A 21,875-nucleotide genomic window follows, 5' to 3' on the forward strand; every position below is an offset into this window, starting at 1 on the left:
GCGCGGGAAGCCGTCGAAGAGAAAGCCCTGGGCGCAGTCAGGCAGCGCGATGCGCTCCTTGACCAGGTTGATGATCAGGTCGTCGCTCACCAGCGCGCCCGATGCCATGACGGCCTGGGCCTGCAGCCCGAGCGGCGTGCCGGCCTTGACGGCGGCGCGCAGCATGTCGCCGGTCGAGATCTGGGGGATGCCGTATTTCTGGCAAATGAAGGCCGCTTGCGTGCCTTTTCCTGCCCCGGGGGCGCCCAACAAAATCAGTCTCATGGTGTCTCCGGCCTGCGTTGGATGTTGCGCGAAATGCCGTCGACGACTTCCTTCTTGGCGGCGTCGATGCCTTCCCAGCCCAGCACCTTGACCCACTTGCCGGCTGCCAGTTCCTTGTAGTGCTCGAAGAAGTGGCCGATGGCCTTCAGGCGCATCACGCCGTCGACCGACTTCCAGTGGCTGTAGATCGGCAGCACCCTGTCGGTGGGCATGGCGAGCACCTTGCCGTCCACGCCGGCTTCGTCTTCCATCATCGTGATGCCGAGCGGGGGCATGGCACCACGACCCCCGGCAGCAGCCGATACGGCGCGATCACCAGCACGTCGACGGGGTCGCCGTCGCCCGAGAGCGTCTGCGGCATGTGGCTGGAGTTGGCCGGTTAGTAAATTGCCGTGGTCATGAAGCGGTCGATGAAGATCGCACCCGATTCCTTGTCGACTTCGTAGTTGATCGGGTCGGCATTCATCGGGATTTCGATCACGACGTTGAAGGCGTCGGGGATGTTTTTGCCGGGGGGATATTTTGCGAAACGGCATGAGATGTCGTTGATTGATGGGTAGGCGAACTTTCACAGAGCAAAAACTCGCGGCATACTTTCGAGAGATCCTCGGTCGCGCCCGAGGCCACATCGACAGATTCAATTCCTCTGGGCCAACTGCTCCAGAATTGCCGGATTTTCCAGGGTCGAGGTGTCCTGTGTGATGGCCTCGCCCTTGGCGACGGACCGCAGCAGCCTGCGCATGATCTTGCCGCTGCGCGTCTTGGGCAGGTTGTCGCCAAAGCGGATGTCCTTTGGCTTGGCGATCGGGCCGATCTCCTTGGCCACCCAGTTGCGCAGCTCGTTGGCGATCTTCTTCGCTTCGTCCCCTGTCGGGCGAGCGCGCTTCAGTACGACGAAGGCGCAGATCGCCTCGCCCGTGGTGTCGTCGGGGCGCCCAACCACCGCCGCTTCGGCGACGAGGGCGGTGTACGACACCAGCGCGGACTCGATCTCCATGGTGCCCATGCGGTGGCCCGAGACGTTGAGCACATCGTCGATGCGCCCGGGGATCGTGAAATAGCCGGTCTTCGCATCGCGGATCGCGCCGTCTCCCGCGAGGTAGAAGCCCTTGAGTTCGGGCGGGTAGTAGCTTGCCTTGAAGCGCTCCGAATCGCCCCAGATCGTGCGGATCATGCTCGGCCAGGGCTTCTTGATCACAAGGATGCCGCCCTGGCCATTCGGCACGTCGGTGCCGGTCTCGTCGACGATGGCCGCTGCGATGCCCGGGAAGGGCAGGGTGCAGGAACCCGGCACCAGCGGCGTGGCGCCCGGCAGGGGAGTGATCATGTGGCCGCCGGTCTCCGTCTGCCAAAAAGTGTCGACGATCGGGCAGCGGCTGCCGCCGACGTTCTCATGGAACCATTCCCAGGCTGCCGGATTGATCGGCTCGCCGACCGAGCCCAGGATGCGCAAGCTCGACATGTCGTAGCGCTTCGGGTGCACGGCTTCGTTGCCTTCGGCTGCCTTGATCAGCGAGCGGACGGCCGTCGGCGCGGTGTAGAACACGCTCACTTTGTGGTCCTGGATCATCTTCCAGAAGCGGCCCGCGTCGGGGTAGGTGGGCACGCCCTCGAACACGACCTCGGTCGCACCCAATGCCAGCGGGCCGTAGGCAATGTAGGTGTGGCCCGTGACCCAGCCGATGTCGGCGGTGCACCAGAACACGTCGTCCGGCTTCAGGTCGAAGGTCCACTTGGTGGTCAGCACCGCATGCAGCAGGTAGCCGCCGCTGGAATGCTGAACGCCCTTAGGATTGCCGGTCGACCCAGAGGTGTAGAGGACGAACAGGGGATGCTCGGCGCCCACCCATTCGGGTTCGCAGGTCTCTGGCTGGCCTTGCGTCTCTTCGTGCAGCCAGCGGTCGCGCGATGGCTCCCAGCCGATTGGCCCGCGGGTGCGCTGGTAGACGATGACGCTCTTCACGCTCTCGCAGCCGCCCAGCGCGATGGCATCGTCGACGATGGCCTTGAGCGGCAGCTGCCTTCCGCCGCGCACCTGTTCGTCGGCGGTGATGACCATCACGGCGCCGGCATCCTGGATGCGGTCGCGCAGGCTCTGCGCCGAGAAGCCGCCGAACACCACCGAATGCGTGGCGCCGATGCGCGCACAGGCCTGCATGGCGACCACGCCCTCGATGCTCATCGACATGTAGATGACGACGCGGTCGCCTTTCTTCACGCCGTGCGTCCTCAGCGCATTGGCCATGCGGCAGGTGCGTGCGAGTAACTCGCGGTAGCTGACCTGCGTGACCTTCCCGTCGTCGGCTTCGAAGATGATCGCGGTCTTGTCGCCCAAGCCGCGCTCGACCTGGCGGTCGAGGCAGTTGTGGGACACGTTCAGCGTGCCATCCTCGAACCATTTGAAGAAGGGCGCCTGGCTGTCGTCGAGCCCTTGGGTGAACGGCGTTTTCCAACTCAGGAACTCGCGCGCGAGGCGCGACCAATAGCCGCTGTAGTCGGCCTCTGCTTCGGCGACGAGTTGGTCGTAGGCCGCCATGCCGGGAACATGAGCGTCTTTCCAGTCGGGGGCCGGAATCAGTCGGGTCTTTGCTTCGTTCGAGCTCACGGTGAATCTCCTGGAGGGTCGGATAGGGGTTAGGGCGTCGAAACTTAGGGGGTCAAGGGTCGTCATGGCGGACCAACCAGGCGGCGATCGCAGCGGCGCTGCGAAATTCGTCGCAGGCGCGCGCCGGGACGGTGGGGTAGCGCTGGTTCCACATGCGCGCCAGCGCCTGGCCGGGCCCGATCTCGAGCACGCAGCGGACCTGTCGGGCCATGACGTTGTCCATGCACTCGTCCCAGCGGACAGTGGTGGCGATCTGCGCGGCCAAGGCACTACGCGCAGACGCTGCATCGCGGATGCGGTCCGCAGCATTGCTGAACAGCGCGACTTGCGGTGCCTGAAAGGCAACGCCTTCGAGGGTCCGTGCGAAGCGGTCCGCCGCCTCGCGCATCCACGGCGTGTGGGAAGCGACGTTGACGCGCAGCCGTGTGCACTGTGCACCCTCGAGCAAGGCGGTGCGCTGCGCCTGCGCCAATGCGGCGCTCGGCCCGCCGAGGATCACGCTGTCCGGGCCGTTGCGGATCGCGAGGGCGAGGCCGGTTTCGACGCACAGCGATTGCACCCTGGGCCGGGAAAGACCGGTGACCGCCAGCAGCCCGCCGGGGGCTTGCGCCGCACAGGCATCCATGGCCGCGGCACGCTGCTGCGCCAGCGCGAGGGTGGCTTCGGCTTCGAGCACGCCGGCCGCGCTGAAAGCGGCCAGTTCCCCGACGCTGTGGCCCGCGATGGCCGTCGGAGGCGCCACGAGGGGTGCGAGTTGGTTCCACGCGGCGAGCGCGAGGCCGGTCAGCAAGGTCTGCGCGTGGTCATTGCGTTCGGCCCAGGCCGGATCGGCCAGTGCGCCTCGCCAGTCCTCGACGCCGAGGCGCGCGATCATGTCGTGCACGATGGAATCGGCGGCCAACCACGGCAGCATCGCGGGATGCTGGTGGCCCTGGCCGGAAAACAGCAGCGCGAAGCTCATGCGCCGCCACACACGCGCGTGATCCAGCAGGCTGCGGCGAGCGTGTCGGCCGCGCCGCCGGGCGACAGGCGCCGTGCCACGAACTCGCCCGCAATGGCGTGCGCCTCCTGCAGTCCGTCGGGACGGGCGACACCGCCCCGGTCCAGGAACGCCTGCGCCGTGCGCTGCGCGTAGCGTAGGCCGGCGAGACCGCCGCGGTGCGCGAGATTGCTGTCATCCAGGGCCGCCATGGTGTGGAACAGCGTGTCGAGTCGTGCCTGCTGCGTCGTCAGGCCGCGGGCCAGTGCCGCGGTCAGCGCGGGCAGCGCCGTATCGAACAGCACCGGGAAGGCGAGTGCCGCTTCTTCGGATGCGCTGCGCAGGCCGAAACGTTTCGCGGCTATGCCGCCGGGCAAGGCCGACGCGCGTTGGCTGCGCCCGGCGAGCGCAGCGCCCCAATGACAGCGCAAGGCACCACGCAGTGCATCCGGTCGCAATGCACCGCCCTCCTCGCGCAGGGTCGCGCCCGCCGCGGCGCACAGCAGCCCCAACATGAAGACAGCCCCACGATGCGTGTTGATGCCGCCGGTGGCTGCGAGCATGCGTGCTTCCGCTTCGATGCCGCATTGCTCCAGTACGGCGAACGCCGCGAGCCCCGATCCGGCTTCCGCGATCTGTGCAAAGTAGCGGCGCAGCGAGAACAGGCTGCGCATGAAGGTGTGCGCGTCCATGTCGTCGTGGCTGCCGCGGTCGATCAAGGTCACAAGTCCCGGCTTGGGCGTTAGCGCGAGTTCGTCGTGCAGTGCGAGCGTGGCGGCGCGCCCGATTGCGGCGGGCGTGAGGTGCGGTTGCCGGCGCATGCGGAGCGCGGAGGTCTTCATGCCATCGGTTCCGCCAACATCGCGCGGCCGCACCATGCGGAGTCGCGCTGCAGGGTCACGCCGTCCAGGTGCTTGACCATCACGGCACGCGCGCGTCCGGCACGCCATTCGATCCATTCGCGCCAGGCAACCGAGGCACCGTCGCGGAAGACGAGTTCGCCGTCCAGCCGAGGTCGTGTGTCGCCGAAGGACTGGAGTACCTGCGCGACGGCATCGGCCTGACCGATCCCGTCGACGGCGACCCAGAGATCGAGGTCGGACTCCGGCCGCACGTGCGTGAGGCCGCTGATCGTCTGCCAGCCGTAGCTGCCGAAGACGTGGGCTGTCGCGCCACCGGTGTCGAGCGCGTCCAAGAGCTCGCGCAGCCGCCGCTGCGCCGACGGCGGCAGCAGCGCCTGCACTGCGGCAAGGCGGGGAAACTCGTCGAAGCGATGCACGGCGGCGAGCGGTACTCGCAGCGCGAGCCGGCGCCGGTCCCAGGGCGTCGGAGCCGGAAGGCCCAACGCGATCCAACCGTCAGGGACGGCATCAAGCGGCTGGCGCGTTACCACGAGCGGCAGTCGTTGCATCGCCCAGTGCGTCAGGCACGCGCGCGCCTGCACGTCCCAGGGTCGTTGCAGGAGGGTGTGCCAGCCGGCGTCGGTGAGCCGGGCAAGTTGATGGCGTCGCAGGCGGGCCATGGCGCGCGGCGGTCTTCAGGCCGCGTCCAGCACGCGCTGCACGACAGGGGCGGCCAGCTGGCGTCCGCCGCGTTTGGCGCCATCGCGCGCACGCAGGTCTTCGGTCGGCGTATGAGCCAGCGCGTCGCGCAACGCGGCCTGCAGGTCCCCCTGCCAGAGCGCACGCACGCCGCCCATCGCCACGTAGTTCTGCACGCCGGGCGCGAACACCGGGTTGGACTGCGACAGCGCGGCGAGTTTCTCCTCGGGCAGCTTTGTCACGCGCGCCATCGCGGGTATGCGCATCACCCGGATCTCGGCGTCCGGCAAGGCATAGCAAGCATCGGCGATCAGCCCCGAGGTGATGAAGCCGCCGGACAGGGCCTGGTCATACACCAGCCCGATCACGCAATGGCCGCGTCGTCGCGCCAGGTCGATGGTTGCGCCAAGATGCGCCATCGCCCGGTTGATGCCGAGCAACTCGTCGCGTCGACGCAGCTGCTGGCCTTGGGTGTCGATGAGCAGCAGGATCGCTCGGCCGGGATGCTGCGTGATCGTATCGAGCACCACGCGCGCCTGGGCGAGCGCTAGCCTGACGCCGATCGGCGCATGGTTCGTGGTGCCGATCACCGTGAGCGGCGCACCATCGAACATCACTTCGCCCTGGAGGAAGTCGCCCGCGGCGCGCATGCCGTGGTAGGAGCCAAAGAGCTGGGTGACAAGGGAATTCCACTGCATGGAGTACTCCTGGGTTAGATGACGCGCAGGGAACGCACGGCGTTGACCGACAAATCCGGCACCTGCTCAGCATCGACGACACCAAGTGCGCGCCACAGCAGCACCGCGTCATCGCCGCCGGTGTCCCCGGCCGGCAGGGCGAGCAGTCGACTGGTGAGCAATGCGTGCTCGTCTTCGAGTGCTGCCAGGGTCAATGGCTTCGCTTGGCCGATAGCGGCGATGGCCGCCTCGCGAAAGGCGGCAACATCGTCTTCGACCAGGTTGTCGCAGTCGCCGATGAGCCAGCGATGCTTGCCTCCGGTGGTGCGCCAGACCAGCGCCCGGTCGCGCGAATCGAATTCCTCGACGCCGTGCGACGCTTCGATGACCTCGGGGCCCGACATGGCGAGCCGTCCGACATCGCTCATCACGATGTGATCGGCGCAGCGTGCGACGATGCCCATGCCGCCGAAGCAGCCGTTGGCGCCGCCGATCAGCACGATCACCGGGATGGCCGCGGCGCGCACGTCGAGCAGCGCGCGCATAACTTCCGACACGGCGATCAGACCGGCGTTGGCCTCGTGCAGGCGCACGCCACCCGACTCGGCCAGCAGCAGCACGGCATCAGGCCGGTCACGCAGCGCGCGCTGCAGCAGGCCGACCAGCTTGGCCCCGTGCACCTCGCCGACGCCACCTCCCATGAACGCACCTTCCTGGGCCGCCACGAACACGCTGCGCCCATCGAGCGTCGCGCGACCGACCGCCACGCCATCATCGAAGGCCGAAGGCACGCCAAGCTGCGCCAGGTGCGGGCTTGTCACCCGTTCGCTCGGCGGCAGCCATTCGTGAAAGCTGCCTGGGTCGAGCAGCAGGGCAAGACGCTCGCGCGCCGAGCATTCCGCATAGCTGATCATGGTCGGCCTCCGCTGATCTCGGCCACTGCCTGGTCGAGCCGCAGGCTCACCACCGCAGGTGTGGCGCCCATGTCGTTGATCGAGACGCGCACGCCGCCCAGTGGATGGCGCGCGTGGAAGTCGTTCATCACGGCCTGCCAGATCGGCCCGAAGCCGCGCGCGGAGGTCTCGACGCGCACTGCGCAACCATTGTCGTCGGTCGCCTCGAGCATCACCTCGAGGTTGCCGGACCCGACGACGCCGACCAGCACCGGCGCAAAAGCGCCCGCGGGCCGGACACCGGCAAAGAAAAAGTCCAGGGTTTCGAGCCCTGCGGGAACGTCGCTCATCGTTGAATCTCCTGCTACCAGTTTCTGAAGCGCTTGGGCGGCTGGTACAGCCCGCCCGAGGCGCGCACGAGGTCGCGCATGCTGCGTGCGGCCAGCAGGTTGCGCGTGGCCTGTCGGGGGTCGATGCCCAGGTCCTCCGGCCGGCGGATCACGCCTCGGTCGCGCAGGTTCTCGACCGCCCGCCGGTCGCGCGCCAGGCCCACCGCCGTGTAGCCGGCCACGCCGCGGATGGCCTGCTCGCGCTCCGCGTCGGTGCGGCACAAAAGCAGGTTGGCGATGCCTTCCTCGGTCAGGATGTGGGTCACGTCGTCGCCGTAGATCATGATGGGCGGCAGGTCCATGCCGGCCTGCTCCTGCAAGGTCCAGGCATCGAGGCGGTCGACGAAAGCCGGCTGCATGTGTTCGCGGAAAGTCTCGACCATCTGCACCACCAGCTTCTGGCCGCGCGGCGTGCCCGCGGCGCCGCGGCGGCCCTCGCGCGCCTCGCGCCCGGCCTTGAGCCAGGCCGGGCTGCCATGGCGACGGCCGCGCGCGTCGGCGCCCATGTTGGGCGCGCCGCCGAAGCCGGCGATGCGCCCGAGCGTGGCGGTCGAGCTGTTGCCGTCGAGGTCGATCTGCAGGGTCGAGCCGATGAATAGGTCGCAGGCGTAGTGGCCGGCTGCCTGGCAGAAGGCCCGGTTGCTGCGCAGGCTGCCGTCGGGCCCGGTGAAGAAGACATCGGAGCGGGCCCGGATGTAGTCCTCCATGCCGAGTTCGGAACCGAAGGAGTGCACCGACTCGACCCAGCCGGCCTCGATCGCCGGGATCAGGGCCGGATGCGGGTTGAGCGCCCAATGCTTCGCGATCTGGCCCTTGAGCCCAAGCGACTCGGCGTAGGTCGGCAGCAGCAGCTCGATCGCCGCGGTATCGAAGCCGATGCCATGGTTCAGGCGCTGCACGCCGTATTCGGCATAGATGCCCTTGATCGCCATCATTGCCATCAGGATCTGCACTTCGCTGATCTGCGCCGGGTCGCGCGTGAACAGCGGCTCGATGAAATTCGGCCGCGGCGCCTTCACCACGAAGCTGACCCAATCGGACGGGATGTCGACGCGCGGCAAGGTCGTGCGCTGGCCGTCCACCAGCTCGTTCACCTGCGCGATCACGATGCCACCCGAGAACGCCGTGGCCTCGACGATGGCCGGCGTGTCTTCGGTGTTGGGGCCGGTGTAGAGGTTGCCTTCGGCGTCGGCCGCATGCGCGGCGACCAGCGCCACCTTGGGCGTGAGGTCCACGAAGTAGCGCGCGAACAGCTCGAGGTAGGTGTGGATCGCGCCAATCTCGATGCGCCCGCCCGAGACCAGCTTGGCCAGGCGCGCGCCCTGCGGCCCCGAGAAGCTGAAGTCCAGGCGCGAGGCCACACCGTTCTCGAACACGTCGAGATGTTCCGGCAATGCTAGCACCGACTGCACCATGTGCAGGCCGTGCACGCGCTGCGGATCGACCTGCACGAGGGCCTGCGCGAGGAAATCGGCCTGCTTCTGGTTGTTACCTTCGAGGCAGACGCGGTCGCCGGGCGCAAGCACCGCTTCGAGCAGCGTGCCGATGGCCTCTGTTGCGACTTGCTTGCCGGCGAGCCGCGTGCCGAGTGCGGCGGCCGCGCGCGCCAGCCGGGCGGCGCGGTCATCGGCCCTGGTGGTCCAGGAGCTGGAGTTCATGGGTTGAATGGGTTGAGTGAAGTCATTGAAAGCGGCGCCTTACAGCACCACGAAGAGAAGCCACACCACCACGGGGGCCACCACCGTCACGAGGGCGCCATACATCATCAATTGGCGGAAGAACACATCGCGGTCCACGCCCTTCGCGTTGGCCAACACCAGCGCGCCGTTGGTCGAGAACGGGCTGACGTCGACGATGGTGGAGGACACGGCCATCGCCGCGATGAAGCCGATCGCACTGACACCGGTGTCCCCTTGCAGGAAGGGCACCGCCAGCGGAATCAACGAGCCGAGCACGGCGGTCGATGAGGCGAATGCGGACACCACCGCGCCGACGAAGCACAGCAGCAGTGCTGCCATCAGCGGGGAGGTGAGGCCCGCCACGCTGTGGCCGACGAAATCGATCGTCCCCATTTTTTCCATGACGCCGACATAGGTGCTGACGCCGACGATCAGCATGATCTCCGGCCACGACACCTGTCCCAGCGCACGCTTCTGCAGATTGGGCGCCATCAGCGTGAGCAGCAGGCCGATGGTGATCGAGACGAAGCCGATGTCAAGCTTGAAGAACAGCGTCAGCACGGCCAGTGCCAGCAGGCCCAGCACGGTGGCGATCTGGTAGAGGCGCGAGCCCTGCTCGGCAGGGATTGCCGGCGACGCGTCCATCAGCGAATCGTTGTCAGGGTTGGCGGTGCGCCGCTCTTCCGCGAACGACTCGCTTTCCGCATCCCCGTACACCTGCGCACCGCCCTGTCCATGGGCGACGCGGCGCACGGTCGGCATGGCGCCTGTGTGGTCGGCCTTCTGCCGAACTAGCCTCATCCCGCCGAACAGGAAGAACAGCAGGAGCGCGACCGCCAGGTTGACACCGAGACTGGCCATCATCGTCGCCATCTCGCTGAGCGGCAAGCCGGCCCGGGCCACGATCTTGTTGGTGATGCCGCCATAGATGCTGATCGGGGAGAAGCCGCCGCCCTGCGCGCCGTGCACCACCATCAGGCCCATGAGCAGCGGGTTGATGCCGTACTTGGCCGCGAATCCCAGCGCGATCGGCGCGATGATCGCCACCGCCGCCGGGCTGACCGCGCCCACCGCGGTGAGCAACGCGGCGATGAAGAACATGATCCACGGAATGGCCGCGATGCGCCCGCGCACCGCGCGCACTGCGAGTTTGACGAGCCAGTCGATCGTGCCGTTGTTTTGCGCGAGCGCAAAGAGGTAGGTGATGCCGACCAGTGTCAGGAACAGGTCGGCGGGAAAGCCGCCCATGATGGCCTTGGCGTTCATGCCGGCGACCAGCGTGCCGACCAGGAACGCGCCGACGAAGGCGATCACGCCCATGTTGATCGGCAGCACGGTGGCGAGCACGAACATGCCGATCAGGGCGTAAATCGAAATCCAATGAGAACTCATCAATGCGTCTCCGGGAGGTGTTTGGGTTCGACACGCGGTGCCAGCACGTCTGGGTACGAACAGTACGCACCCCCTACGGAACGATCAACTAAGCGGCGTGGCTGACCTTTACGCGAACTGAAACGATCGAGGGTTAACCCGAGCATCGATCTCGTGGATGCTCAGCCCAGGTCCGCCTTCGCCATGCGGCAGACCGAGAGCAGCGCGAGCAGGTTGGGATCGCGTTCGCGCGTGCGCAGGAAATTGAGCGAGATGGTCTGGCGCATCAGGTACCGGGACTGCAGCGGAATCAGTTGCACCCTTTGCGGCATCACCGAGCGCACGCGCCCCGGCAGCAGAGTGCAGCCGACGCCACCGTCCACCAGGTTCATCAGGGAGAAGATGTCGCCGGTCTTCATGACCACGTGGGGCGTAAAGCCAGCCACGCGAAACGAGTCCACGAAGCCGCTGTAGGTGACGAAGCCTTCGCTCAGGGTGACAAAACGCTCATGGGCGCAGGCGGCCAGGTCCACCTGTTCCATCGACGCATAGCGCGAACCCAAAGGCGCGGCGAAGTAGATGTCGTCCTCGAACAGGGGTTCGGACTCGAGGTCTGGGGCCGCGTCGGGCGTGCCCATCAGCGCCGCATCGATGGCGCCGTCACGCAGCTTCTGCAGCAGGTCGGCGTTGGAGCCCAGGACGAGTTCGGTCTGGATGTCGGGCTTGCGCAGTTTCATCGCCATGACCAGCGTCGGCACCGTGCGATTGGTCAGGGAATACAGCGACCCGATGCGGATGCGATCGGCCGAATAGCCCGCCACTTCGCGCGTCGAACGCACGCCCTCGGCCATCGCGCGCAGCACGTCCCGGGCAACCTCCGCCAAGGCTTGCGCGGCCTCGGTCGGGTGCAGGTTGCGGCCTTCGTGCCGAAACAGGGCGCAGCGCAGCCCTGTTTCGAGCGCATGCAAGGCGCGGTGGACGCTGACAGGGCTGATCTCGAGGATCTCGGCCGCGCGCGAGAGATTGCCGGTCTCCATGAAGACCAAGAGGATCTCGAGCCTGCGGAATGTGATCTCTTCGTTGACGTGGAGGTGCATGACGGCCTGCCTTAGAAGCTCGATCCTAAGTGAAACTCGAAAAGGGCGGCTGGCGGTCGCGTCCCATTCCGTGGTGTAGGTCCAAAGCCCGGAGAAGGCTGAGATGCACGGTACTCAGCGTGCCACTGCGGACAGCCGAGTGGGCGCACTATCGCTTCTATGTGAACCAAATGGTCAAGACACCTTCGATGGCGTCGGTTAGAAGGATTTCATGTCGACCCCCTCTCCGCTGCGCGGCACGGTTTCGATTTGTCTTGATTCGAGGTGGGGGTGTGATCGGCGTTCGAGCCAGTGTGCTCGGACGACCTTCTATCCGTGCGGGTCGTGCAATATCCCCGCACCGCATGCTGGCGGTCACGCTGAGGTGACCCAACGATACTGTGGGCGCGCCGACCTTCGATCATGACGATTCAATCCGTGCCGAGTGGTGCGAGGCTCAAACGGCAGGCGGCCTGAGTTCGGCCCCAGTCGGGATTTCGCCGCGGTCCAGATAGCGCCACAGCGCGATGAGCAGCCGCCTGGCCAGGGCCACGATGCCCACGCGCCGCGAGTCAGAAACTCCTCGAAACACGGATGCAAGAGGCTTGCGAAGGGATCTGCCTGGCTGCACCACGCCTACCGCCCCAAGCGCGCTTGGTTCGCCCCTAGCGAAGCCGCAGCACCGCAATTTGTTCGCAGCAACCGGCTCACGAGGTCGACGCCCGGAGTGTGGCGACGCTGCAGCACGAGTTGTTCGAAGTAGGGGCTCAATGCCATCTCGTCGGACCGGGCGATGAAGTCAATGCGATCGAATGCGGGGATGTCTATACGCCAGCGTCTGCATAAAGGATGCCTTCGTCGGCGTTCGCCATCCGCTGTGCGCATCGCTTTGCCACAAGCAACTGGCCATGCGCTTCGACGCATGGCGCCTTTTCACCGACGTCGCCCGAGACTCGTACGCCGCCTTCTGAGAGATCCGTCTCCAGCCTCTTTCAATCCACCATCGCCACGTGACAAGGCCCTTGAGAGCCATTTCGCCGGGTCAACCGCCGAGCCACCTCGCGGGGCCTGTTACCAGCCACGGAAAAAATACCAGCACAAACATCACGACGAACTCCGCCAGCATGAAGGGAAGCACACCTCTAGTGACCTCGTCCAGCTTCATCCGGCCGACTCCAGCCACCACGTTCAGAACCGTACCCACTGGGGGCGTGATCAGGCCAATGGCGTTGTTCATGATGAAGAGAACACCGAAGTAGATCGGGTCTATGCCCGCGGCCTTGATGACGGGCATCAACACGGGCGTCAGAATGAGTACTGTCGGGATCATGTCCATCGCCGTGCCGACCATCATGACAAGCACCATGATGGCGATCAGCAGCATCGTCTGATTGTTCATGAATGGCTTCAGCAGATCCACCGTTTGCGCCGGGATATCGGCGACGGTGATGAGCCAGGCCGACACCATCGCGGCTGCGGTCAGGAACATGATCACCGCCGTCGTTTTGGCGGCGCTCACGAACACCCCATACAGCTGCGTCAGTGAGAGTTCTCGGTACACCAATGTAGACACCAGCAGCGCATACACGGCGGCAACTACTGCTGCTTCGGTCGGCGTGAATACGCCGAACTTCAAGCCCACGATGACGATGACCGGCAGGACCAGCGCCCAAGTGGACTCCCTCAGCGCTTGGATGCGCTCTGGCCAGGTTGCCCTGGGCGGCGGAACAATGTCCTCCTTGTTGGCCACCAGGTACCACGTGACGGCGATGCCCAATCCCATCAGCAGCCCCGGCACAATTCCGGCCAGGAACAGTTTGGAGATCGAAACATTGGCCGCAACGCCGAAAATCACAAAGCCAATGGACGGCGGAATGATTGGCGCGATGATGCCCGCGGATGCGATGAGCCCGCCCGCGCGGCCCTTGTCATGACCCGCCCGTATCATCATCGGCAATAAAAGCGCAGCCAGCGCCGCCGTGTCTGCCACGGCCGAGCCCGACAGCGCCGCCATGATGCAGGCTGCCACAATGGCCACGTAGCCAAGGCCGCCGCGTCGATGACCGACGAGTTGGAGCGCCAGGTTGACGATGCGTCGTGAAAGACCCCCGACGTTCATGATTTCGCCAGCGAGCATGAAGAACGGGACGGCCAGCAGCGGGAACGAATCGGCGCCATTGATGACGTTCTGGGCCAGGATCTGAGCATCGAAGATGTCCAGGTGCCACATCAAAGCCACGCCGGAAAGGAGCAAGGCATACGCGATCGGAACGCCCAGTGCCATCACGCCCAGCAGTGAGCCGATGAAGATGAATATAGTCATGTCGTCTGTCTCCGCGCGCTCAATGCTTCTTGAAGGTTTGGCTCTGATCGAGGTGCAGCGCTTCAACCTGGGCCATGTCTTCGCTTTCCTGGCTCAAGCTCAGGTCGGCTTCAGTGGCAGTTCCCGAGACGATCAGCCACAGCTGCAGAAGCAGCAAGATCGCACTGCAGGCGGCGAAGACCAGACCGGATCCGTAGAAGATCGCCATCGAGGCGCCTGAGACAGGTGCAAGTACCTCGCGATTGATGACGACCTGGGCCCAGCTGCCCGAGAGCAGCAGCCATGTGGCATAAAGCATCATCACGTGGGCAACCACCGCGAGCACCTTCTTCCCCGCCAGTGGCAGGCGCGAAGTCAGCATGTCGGTCCCCAGATGTCCGTGGTCCTTCAGGGCGACGATGGCGCCCAGGAAGACCATCCAGACGAACAGCCATCTGGAGACTTCTTCGCTCACTGCGATGCCCGAGTTCAGCGCGTATCGCAGGACCACGTTGCCGAACACCAGGATTACCATCAGTGCAAGCAAGATGACCAGCAGTGCTTCGAGGAGACGGCAAAAGGCGTCGATGAGTCTGTTCACGATGGAGGTCCAGTCGATTACTTGCGCATCTTTGCCAGTTCGGCGTTGGCCTCCCTGACCAGCGCTTCGCCCACGACGCCGGCGTACTTGTCGACGACCGGCTTGGCTCTCTCGCGCAGCCTGGTGCGTTCGGCACTCGGCACCTCGTTCACGACCATGCCGTTTTTCGCAAGCTCCGCCAATGCCTGGGAGGTGTATTCGGGAATCTTCTTGCGCTGAAACTCCTTCGTTTCCGTCGCGGCCTGGATGATCAGCGCCTTTTCGTCGTCGTTGAACCGATCCCAGGTCTTGCCGCTGACAAGCAGAACGATGTAGTTGTACATATGTGCTGTCAGCGACATGTATTTCTGCACTTCGTACGCCTTCATGCTCGACGCGATCAGCGCGGTGTTGGTCATTCCGTCGATGGCCTTCTGCTCCATCGCGTTGTAGACCTCCGTGAAAGACATGGCCACCGGATTGGCTCCAAGCGCACCCATCAGATCGACGTACACAGGGCTCTGGATAACGCGCAGCTTCAATCCCTGGACATCTTCCGCCTTGTTGATGGGCCGCTTGCTGTTGTGAAGATGCCGGAATCCGAAGGCCGAGATCGGCATGCCCACCACGCCCTTGGCCGCGAGCTTGTCGAACATCTGCTTGCCCACGGGCCCATCGATGAGGCCGGAGGCTTCTTTCTCGTTGTCGAACAGAAACGGGAAGTCGAGAAGTCCGAATTCCTTGACGACGCCGACAAGCGCATTGGTACCCATCACGCCCATGTCGATGGTGCCGCCCTGCATTGACGAGATCATCTGGACATCGCCTCCGAGTGTGCCGTTGGGGAACACCTTGATATCGATCTTGCCGTTGCTCCTTTGCTTCACGAGTTCCACGAACTTGTCGACGCCGTTGAGAGCACCGGTGTCAGCGGCCGTGACGAATGCCAGCTTGACCTTGTGGTCCCTGATCTGGGCTTGCGCAGGGCTCCCCAGCAGGGCCAGCCCGCAGGCAAGCGTGGCTGCGACCCCTCTGAGGATCGACTGCATTGAACTGTGTGGTGTGCGAATGACCATTGTTGTCTCCGGTGCGTTGAGGTTCTTGAATTGACTTAGGGATGTGGTGCGGTCAGGTGACGTGGCGCGCAGGCATACGCGTGGAAGAAGTCCGTCGTGTGCTTAGCGGCCGACTTGGCCCGCTGAAACGTCGAGGAATTGGCTTCGGCCCCTACGGGTGTCTCGATGACCAATTGAAGGCCGGCCGGGAGCAGATCGAGTATCTGTTGCAGCGGTATCGCGCCTTCGCCAAGGTGCAGCCGGGAGGAACGCGCTTCCGTGGCCAGCTTCTCCACCGGCAAGGGCGCTGCGACGCAGTCGGACAGCTGCGCGTAGGCGATTCTCTCCGCCGGCACCTGCAGCAGATCGGACGGCGCCGCACCGGCGCGGAAGAAGTGCAAGACATCCAGGATCAGGCCGGCATTCGCGCGGCCCGCCGCGACGATCATCTGCAGGGCGTCTTGCCAGGTCTGAATGTCGCGATACATCATGAACTCGACGCCGACAGTGAGTCCGAACTGGGCGGCCTCGTCGCACAGGCGTCCGAACAGGTCGATGCGCTTTTCCCTCGACAAGAAGGTCGCGCCGCCCGCAAACTCCGTACCGATCGAAGAGATGTGCGTTGCGCCAAGTTCGGCCCCGAGCTCCAGCGCAGGCCTGAATCGCTCGATATCGGTTTGCGGGGACAGGACGAAGGCCTCCACGTCGAAGACGCCGACACCTGTGTCCTTGGATGCGGCCTTGATCTCCCGGATCACATCGGGCCGGCCGATGACTTCATGCTGCAGCGGCTGTGCGGTCGCGGTCATGATCGACAAGCCGACCTTGCCGAATCCCGCCCCGGCTGCCGCCCGAATCAATTCGGTCTGCGCCGTGCGACCTACTGTGAGGTTGGCCAGAGAGATGTGCTGAAGTTTGATTTCTTTGGTCATGGTTGATGCGAGAGTTCGGGTGGCAGCGCGGAGTTCAGGCGCTTGAGCAAACAATTGCGCAGGCTTTGTCCGCTCGACGTGCCAGCCATGCCTGTCAGTATGTTGCCCGCCCACCCGTCAGATCGAAGGTGAAGCCGGTCGTGAAGCTGCAATCCGCGCTCGCGATCCACGCGACCATTGCCGCGAGTTCCTCGATCTCCATGAATCGCCGCATCGGAATCTTCGCCTTGATCGATGCGATGAACTCGGGCGTCATTTGCTTGAGCAGGTCGGTCTCCGCCATCGTCGGTGCCACGCAGTTGACTAGCACACCGGATTGCGCGAGTTCTTTCGAAATCGATTTCGTGTACGCGATCACCCCGGCCTTGGCTGCGGCATAGGCGCTTCCGTTCGGATTGCCTTCCTTGCCGGCGATCGATGCCACGTTGACGATGCGACCGTAGCCGTTCGCGATCAGATGCGGGATGGCCGTTCGGCAGCAGTTGAAGACACCGGTCAGGTCGATGTCGAGCACGCGCTGCCACTGGTCGACGGGGTACTCCCAGGTCGCAGCGATGGGGCCGTTGATGCCCGCATTGTTGACCAGGATGTCGACACGTCCGGCCGTCGACAAGGCCTCATTGAAGGCCTTCACTACGGATTCGAGATCGGCCACATCGACCTGCTGCATCAACAACGGTTCGAAGCCAGCTTGGGATGTGGCGAAGTTCTCGAAGTCCAGATCCCACAAAATGATCCTGCGTCCTTCAGAGGCCAACCGCTTTGCGATGCCGAGCCCCAGGCCGCGGGCGCCACCGGTGACGATGGCGGTCTGAATGGGAAGTTCTGTCGTGGTCACTGGCTGTTCCTCATGCTGTGTTGTGAATGTTCGAAGCCTGCCGCGTGGCGGCCTGCGATGTATCCGAACGTCATGGCGGGCCCAAGATTGATGCCGCCCGATGGGTAGTGGCCGCCCATCACGCTGGCCATATCGGTCCCGACTGCGTACAGGCCGGCGATCGGCATGTCGCTGCGGTCGAGCACCTGCGCCGTCCCGTTCGTCTTCAGGCCGGCGAATGTTCCGAAACTGCCGGGGAGCACTTTCACGGCATAGAACGGTCTTTGCTCGATCGGTGCGACGCACGGATTCGGCCCCTCGTGTTCCAGGTCGCCCTGCTTGCGGTTGTAGGGTGTAGAGCCACGGCCAAACTCGGGGTCCTCGCCCCGGCGTGCGTGCGTGTTGTAGCGCCTGACGGTCTCGACCAGGCCCGTGGCGTCGATGCCGCAGAGCTTTGCAAGGTCTTCGAGGGCGTCGGCTCGCTGCAGATAGCCGTTGCGGATGGAAGGTCCCACGGGAATCGGAAATGGCCGCGCATGGCCGAGGCCATAGCGCCTCTGAAAGCGGTGATCGCATATCAGCCACGACGCCACCTCCTGACCTTCGGGCACTCTCGCGACCATAGCGGCGGTGTAGTCGTAGTAGCCATCGGCTTCGTTCACGAATCGCTTGCCATCGGACAGCACTCCAATCAGCCCAGGCTTGGCGCGATCAATGATGTGTGGGAAGTGCCCGACGCTGCCGTCGACGTGTCGAACCCGCGACACCGGCGCCCATGCCACAGGTGACGCGAGATCCGTCACCAGGCAACCGCCTGCCGATTCGCCGAGGCTGATACCGTCACCAGAGCATGCGGTGGGCGGCAGCGCGAGATGCTCTTCGCCGGTCGGTGTGCGAGGGAACAGCGCCTTGCGGCGGTGCGCGTCATGGGGGAATCCCCCTGCCGCGAGTACCACGCCTTTGGCCGCGCGAATTTCGATATCGCCTCGTGCCGCGGCTACGATGGCACCGCGCACTGCGCGGTCCTCCACGATCAAGCCTTTTGCAGGGGCCGATTCGATGAGTGTCACGCCCAATTTCTCGGCCGACTTCGCCAGCCGGCCGATGAGCGCGACGCCATTGACCAATTGCATCGCGCGCCCATACAGCGCCAGGTCCATCAGGTGCCGGATGAAGCGTCTGCTCACGTGCAGCAGCGACTTCAGCGAACGCGTCATGTTCAGGAAGGCCGCGAGATCGGCGCCCGCCATGATCGGCATGCCCAGGAACGAGGTTTCGCGCATTGTCTTGCGCAAGCGCTCGACCAACGGACCGAGTTCGCGGCCGTCGTATGGCGCGGCGATGACCTGGTGGCCTTGTGTGCCGGCGCCTGCCACGTTCCCGTGGATGTCGGGAATTCCGTTCCCATCGACGAACTGCAGGGCGGTATGTTCCTCGAAAAAGGCGACCATGCGCGGGCAGTTGTCGAGGAATGCATCGATCCGCGCGGCGTCATATCGCGCGCCCAGTTCATTTCGAAGATAGGTTCGCGGCTGCTGCGGGTCTTCATGGATACCTGCGCGCTTGGCGAGTGGATTGCCAGGAACCCACATCCAACCGCCCGACCAGGCCGTGGCACCGCCGAAGACGGCTTCCTTTTCCACCACCACGACCTTGAGGCCATGCCACGCGGCCGTCACGGCGGCCGCCAGGCCTGAGGCACCGGAGCCGACCACGAGCAAGTCGCACTTCAGCGACTCGGAATCGCCGCGCGTGTCGCTGGCCCTGGGCTCTGACATCCGTATCTCCTGTTCTTGCAACGACCCACCGTCGCCGCGAGAGCAGAATTTAGTGATCCGGCAGCGAAATTTCGCCTATCCGCCACCTGTCGAAAGATAGGCTGGACGCCCGTCCCAGGGTAAACACCTACAAGAGCTTCAACTGGCGCGCCTTGGTGATCGCCTGCGCGCGATTGCGCACGCCGAGCTTCTCGAAGATCTGGCTGACGTGCCACTTGGCCGTACCCAACGTGATCACGAGTTGCGTCGCGATTTGCTGGTTGGCAAGCCCTTGGTTGACCAGGCGCAGCACCTCGAGTTGAGTCGCGGTGAGCCCTGCCGTGTTCGCCACGACAACGTTTTCTTCCGAGGGAAGACGAAATTGTTCGAGCAGGCCGTTGACGAATGCCGGAGCGGCGCTGCTCACTTGGCGCAGCAGTCCGGCCAACGCCGCATCCCCGTCGAGGAACGGGCGAACATAGCCGCCCGAAGCTGCCAATGACACGGCCTTCTCGAGATGTTCGAGCGTTGCAGCTCGGCCGCCGTTGGCGCGATGCCCCAGCGCCTGTAGCACATGGACCGTGACGAGCATGCCGGCTTGCCCCTGGCTTCGACATGACACCTCGACCGCGCCGAGCATGCGAAGCGCGGCAAGCGCATGGTTGCTTGCGAGCAGCAGGCGAGCGTGAAGGAGTTGACCCTCGACAGATGATTCGACAGCGGTGCGAATCTCCTCGAAGGTCTGTTTCGCTGCGGCGACGTTGCCCTCGCGAAGCTGGAGGTCCGCGATAGCGATGCTCACCATGCGCTGGCGCCGTGGGTTGCGCGAGCGATCTGCCAGATCCTGGGCCGCCGCCAATGCGTTCCACGCCTGCTCACGCGCACCGCGTGCATGGTGGACCTTGGCGAGGGAACATTCTCCGGCCAGCGTGTGGTACAGATTGCCAAGCTGCCTGCATAGCGCGACACCTGTTTCGAGCGATTCAACCGCCCCCTGCAGTTCGTTGCGTTCAAATGCCAGCATGCCCATCGGTACCAAGATGAGGCCGCTGATCGGCGCCTGCGCTTCGTCAGAAGGCGAACAACGCTCCAGCGACGCGTGACAGAGCAACTGCGCCTCGCGCAATTGGCCCTGAGCGCTCATCAACGGTGCAAGATGGGCTAGCGCGTCGAGCGCGGTCATGCGATGCCCGAAGGCCCATCCCAGCTCGAGAGCCTGCCGCAGCATTTCGGTGGCCGGCTTCGGAAGGCCGGTGCGCAGCAGACCCAGCCCCTGGTAGAAAAGAGCCCAAACCCGGAAGAACGAGGTGCTGTTTCCCAGCTGATCCAGCGCCTGGCGCGACAGCTCGATCGCACGGGCCGGATTGTCCGACGTGATCGCGAAAAAGGCCTGGAGTGCAAACAGGATGCCCTTGTGTTCCTGGGAGCTTTCCGCCACATTCGGCGCGCTGGTCAAAGCGTAGTACTCCTCGGCTTCCACGGTGCGGCCACTCATGAACAGAAGCCACGCTTGATACCCCGCAAGGTCCTGATGTCGACGCACAAGGGACGTCGGCAGCATGTCGAGCCATGCCAGCAGCGTGGGCAGTTCGCCACGGGCGAGCATGTCCTCCACGAGACTGCGAAAGAGCCGCACTGCATCCACGTCGCTGCGGGCCGCGAGCGCGTGCTTGATCGCGTCCTTTCCCATCCCGTGAGATTCGAACCAAGCGCTGGCTCGACGATGCAACTCGATCTTCTCCGACTCGGCAAGGCTTTCGCGAAGAAAATCCGCCAACAGCTGGTGATACCGGAACCAGCGGCCCTGGTCATCCAGCCGCCGCAAGAAGAGGTTGGCGCGCTCCACCTGGACCAGCATGTGCCGGCTGTCGGTGCGCCCGGTGACCGCGTCGCAAAGATCAGCAGAGAAGCGATCGAGGATGCAGGTTTTCCGCAGGAAGTCCTGCAGCATCTGAGGTTGCTGGCGCATGACCTCGGTTGCCAGGTAGTCGATCACGTGCCTGTGCTCACCACTGAATGCAGCGGCGACCTGTGCCAGGTTCGCCTCTCCCTGCAACTGCACGTGCCGCTGCAGCGAGAGCGCAGCGATCTGAAGCCCTGCCACCCAGCCTTCGGTGCGGGCTGCAAGCGTCCGAGCCGATTCGGTGTCGAGTGCCAGCCCCATGCTCCGCACGAGGAAGGCCATTGCTTCGTCTGGCGTGAATCGCAGCTGGTCGATTCCGACCTCGGCGACCCATTGCCGAGCACGCCATCGGGAAAGCGGCCACTGCGGATCCTTGCGGGTCGCGACGATCAGGCGCAGATGCTCTGGCAGGTGCTCGACGAGAAAGGTCAGCGCCGCATCGAGTTCCGGGTTGTCGATCGCTTGGTAGTCGTCTAGCACCAGTACCACTGGGTGGTCCAGTTCGGTGAGATCGTCCAGCAACGATGCCATTCGGTCCTTCGGGCTGGGCGACCCTGCCCCGGAGAGGGGGGCCGTCGCTGTGCCTCCCACGTCGAGATCGGCACCTTGCAAGGCACTTCGCAGGTAGTCGAAGAAGCGCACCGGGTCGCTGTCGTCTTCGTCCAAGCCCAGCCACGCCACGGCAGGTCGATCCACGGTCTCGTTGACCCAGGCCGAGAGCAACGTGGTCTTGCCGAATCCCGCTGGAGCGCAGAGAAGCGTCAACGGCCGCTTCAGTGATCCGGACATCAAATCAAGCAGCCGCGGACGCGACAAGCTCATCGGCTGAACAGGCGGGAGTGCGAGCTTTGCCTTCAACAAGAGAGTTTGACCTGGGATTCGCATTCCGTTTTGCAGTCCGGGCTGGCGCCATGTGCCTCGCCACCTGCGCCATTTGCGCTTGGGCTACCCGGTCTGCCTTGACTTTCGCAAGTCCTGAGATTACAGCACGATTGCGCCACCGAGGTCCGCAGTGCAGGGACGAAGGCCGGCAACATCGCGACCCCAGGTGGGCG

At 64.7% G+C, this 21,875-nt stretch carries 18 protein-coding genes and 1 pseudogene; all 19 read right to left on the reverse strand.

Features of this window, described 5'->3' with window-relative positions; translation table 11 throughout:
• Positions 1–264 (reverse strand): nucleoside monophosphate kinase (locus tag AC1D2O_RS19050; RefSeq protein ID WP_478157712.1); only part of this gene is annotated, 264 nt, incomplete at its 3' end.
• Positions 261–805: pseudogene (ppa, locus tag AC1D2O_RS19055) on the reverse strand (inorganic diphosphatase). The gene AC1D2O_RS19050 and the pseudogene ppa, both read right to left, overlap by 4 nt.
• Positions 806–901: 96 nt before the next feature.
• A complete protein-coding gene (gene acs, locus AC1D2O_RS19060; protein WP_478157780.1) occupies positions 902–2,800 on the reverse strand; it encodes an acetate--CoA ligase in 1,899 nt (632 codons plus the stop codon).
• A gap of 121 nt (positions 2,801–2,921) precedes the next feature.
• The gene (locus AC1D2O_RS19065; RefSeq protein WP_478093769.1) at positions 2,922–3,830 is read right to left on the reverse strand and encodes an acyltransferase domain-containing protein; all 909 of its coding nucleotides are present in this window, start codon (positions 3,828–3,830) and stop codon (positions 2,922–2,924) included.
• The gene (locus AC1D2O_RS19070; protein ID WP_478093767.1) at positions 3,827–4,690 is read right to left on the reverse strand and encodes a triphosphoribosyl-dephospho-CoA synthase; all 864 of its coding nucleotides are present in this window, start codon (positions 4,688–4,690) and stop codon (positions 3,827–3,829) included. The genes AC1D2O_RS19065 and AC1D2O_RS19070 overlap by 4 nt, the downstream gene beginning before the upstream one ends.
• Positions 4,687–5,370 (reverse strand): malonate decarboxylase holo-[acyl-carrier-protein] synthase, encoded by a 684-nt coding sequence (gene mdcG, locus AC1D2O_RS19075; protein ID WP_478093766.1) that lies wholly within the window; start codon positions 5,368–5,370, stop codon positions 4,687–4,689. The genes AC1D2O_RS19070 and mdcG overlap by 4 nt, the downstream gene beginning before the upstream one ends.
• Positions 5,371–5,385: 15 nt before the next feature.
• A complete protein-coding gene (locus AC1D2O_RS19080) occupies positions 5,386–6,087 on the reverse strand; it encodes a biotin-independent malonate decarboxylase subunit gamma (RefSeq protein ID WP_478157713.1) in 702 nt (233 codons plus the stop codon).
• Positions 6,088–6,101: 14 nt separating this feature from the next.
• Complete coding sequence (locus tag AC1D2O_RS19085) at positions 6,102–6,980, reverse strand: biotin-independent malonate decarboxylase subunit beta (protein WP_478094779.1); 879 nt, start codon at positions 6,978–6,980, stop codon at positions 6,102–6,104.
• A complete protein-coding gene (mdcC, locus tag AC1D2O_RS19090) occupies positions 6,977–7,309 on the reverse strand; it encodes a malonate decarboxylase acyl carrier protein (RefSeq protein WP_478094777.1) in 333 nt (110 codons plus the stop codon). Before mdcC ends, AC1D2O_RS19085 begins: the two co-directional genes overlap by 4 nt.
• Before the next feature lie 14 nt (positions 7,310–7,323).
• Positions 7,324–9,006 carry a malonate decarboxylase subunit alpha gene (gene mdcA, locus AC1D2O_RS19095; protein ID WP_478157714.1) on the reverse strand — a complete coding sequence of 561 codons (1,683 nt, stop codon included), beginning with the start codon at positions 9,004–9,006 and terminating at the stop codon, positions 7,324–7,326.
• A 39-nt stretch (positions 9,007–9,045) separates the two neighbouring features.
• Positions 9,046–10,419, reverse strand: a complete 1,374-nt coding sequence (locus AC1D2O_RS19100; RefSeq protein ID WP_478157715.1) for an SLC13 family permease — start codon at positions 10,417–10,419, stop codon at positions 9,046–9,048.
• Positions 10,420–10,580: 161 nt separating this feature from the next.
• On the reverse strand, positions 10,581–11,495 hold the full coding sequence (locus AC1D2O_RS19105; RefSeq protein WP_478093552.1) for a LysR family transcriptional regulator: 915 nt from the start codon (positions 11,493–11,495) through the stop codon (positions 10,581–10,583).
• Between the two features lie 1,021 nt (positions 11,496–12,516).
• On the reverse strand, positions 12,517–13,797 hold the full coding sequence (locus tag AC1D2O_RS19110) for a TRAP transporter large permease subunit (RefSeq protein WP_478157716.1): 1,281 nt from the start codon (positions 13,795–13,797) through the stop codon (positions 12,517–12,519).
• 19 nt (positions 13,798–13,816) lie between these two features.
• On the reverse strand, positions 13,817–14,377 hold the full coding sequence (locus tag AC1D2O_RS19115; RefSeq protein WP_477650689.1) for a TRAP transporter small permease: 561 nt from the start codon (positions 14,375–14,377) through the stop codon (positions 13,817–13,819).
• 17 nt (positions 14,378–14,394) lie between these two features.
• The gene (locus AC1D2O_RS19120) at positions 14,395–15,432 is read right to left on the reverse strand and encodes a DctP family TRAP transporter solute-binding subunit (RefSeq protein WP_478157717.1); all 1,038 of its coding nucleotides are present in this window, start codon (positions 15,430–15,432) and stop codon (positions 14,395–14,397) included.
• Between the two features lie 35 nt (positions 15,433–15,467).
• A complete protein-coding gene (locus AC1D2O_RS19125; protein WP_477650328.1) occupies positions 15,468–16,343 on the reverse strand; it encodes a sugar phosphate isomerase/epimerase family protein in 876 nt (291 codons plus the stop codon).
• Between the two features lie 94 nt (positions 16,344–16,437).
• The gene (locus AC1D2O_RS19130; RefSeq protein ID WP_477650329.1) at positions 16,438–17,181 is read right to left on the reverse strand and encodes an SDR family NAD(P)-dependent oxidoreductase; all 744 of its coding nucleotides are present in this window, start codon (positions 17,179–17,181) and stop codon (positions 16,438–16,440) included.
• The gene (locus AC1D2O_RS19135; RefSeq protein WP_477650330.1) at positions 17,178–18,938 is read right to left on the reverse strand and encodes an FAD-dependent oxidoreductase; all 1,761 of its coding nucleotides are present in this window, start codon (positions 18,936–18,938) and stop codon (positions 17,178–17,180) included. Before AC1D2O_RS19135 ends, AC1D2O_RS19130 begins: the two co-directional genes overlap by 4 nt.
• Positions 18,939–19,065: 127 nt before the next feature.
• On the reverse strand, positions 19,066–21,681 hold the full coding sequence (locus AC1D2O_RS19140) for a winged helix-turn-helix domain-containing protein (protein WP_478157718.1): 2,616 nt from the start codon (positions 21,679–21,681) through the stop codon (positions 19,066–19,068).
• Positions 21,682–21,875 lie beyond the last annotated feature (194 nt).

It is taken from the genome of Variovorax sp. P1_G12, from assembly GCF_056405555.1.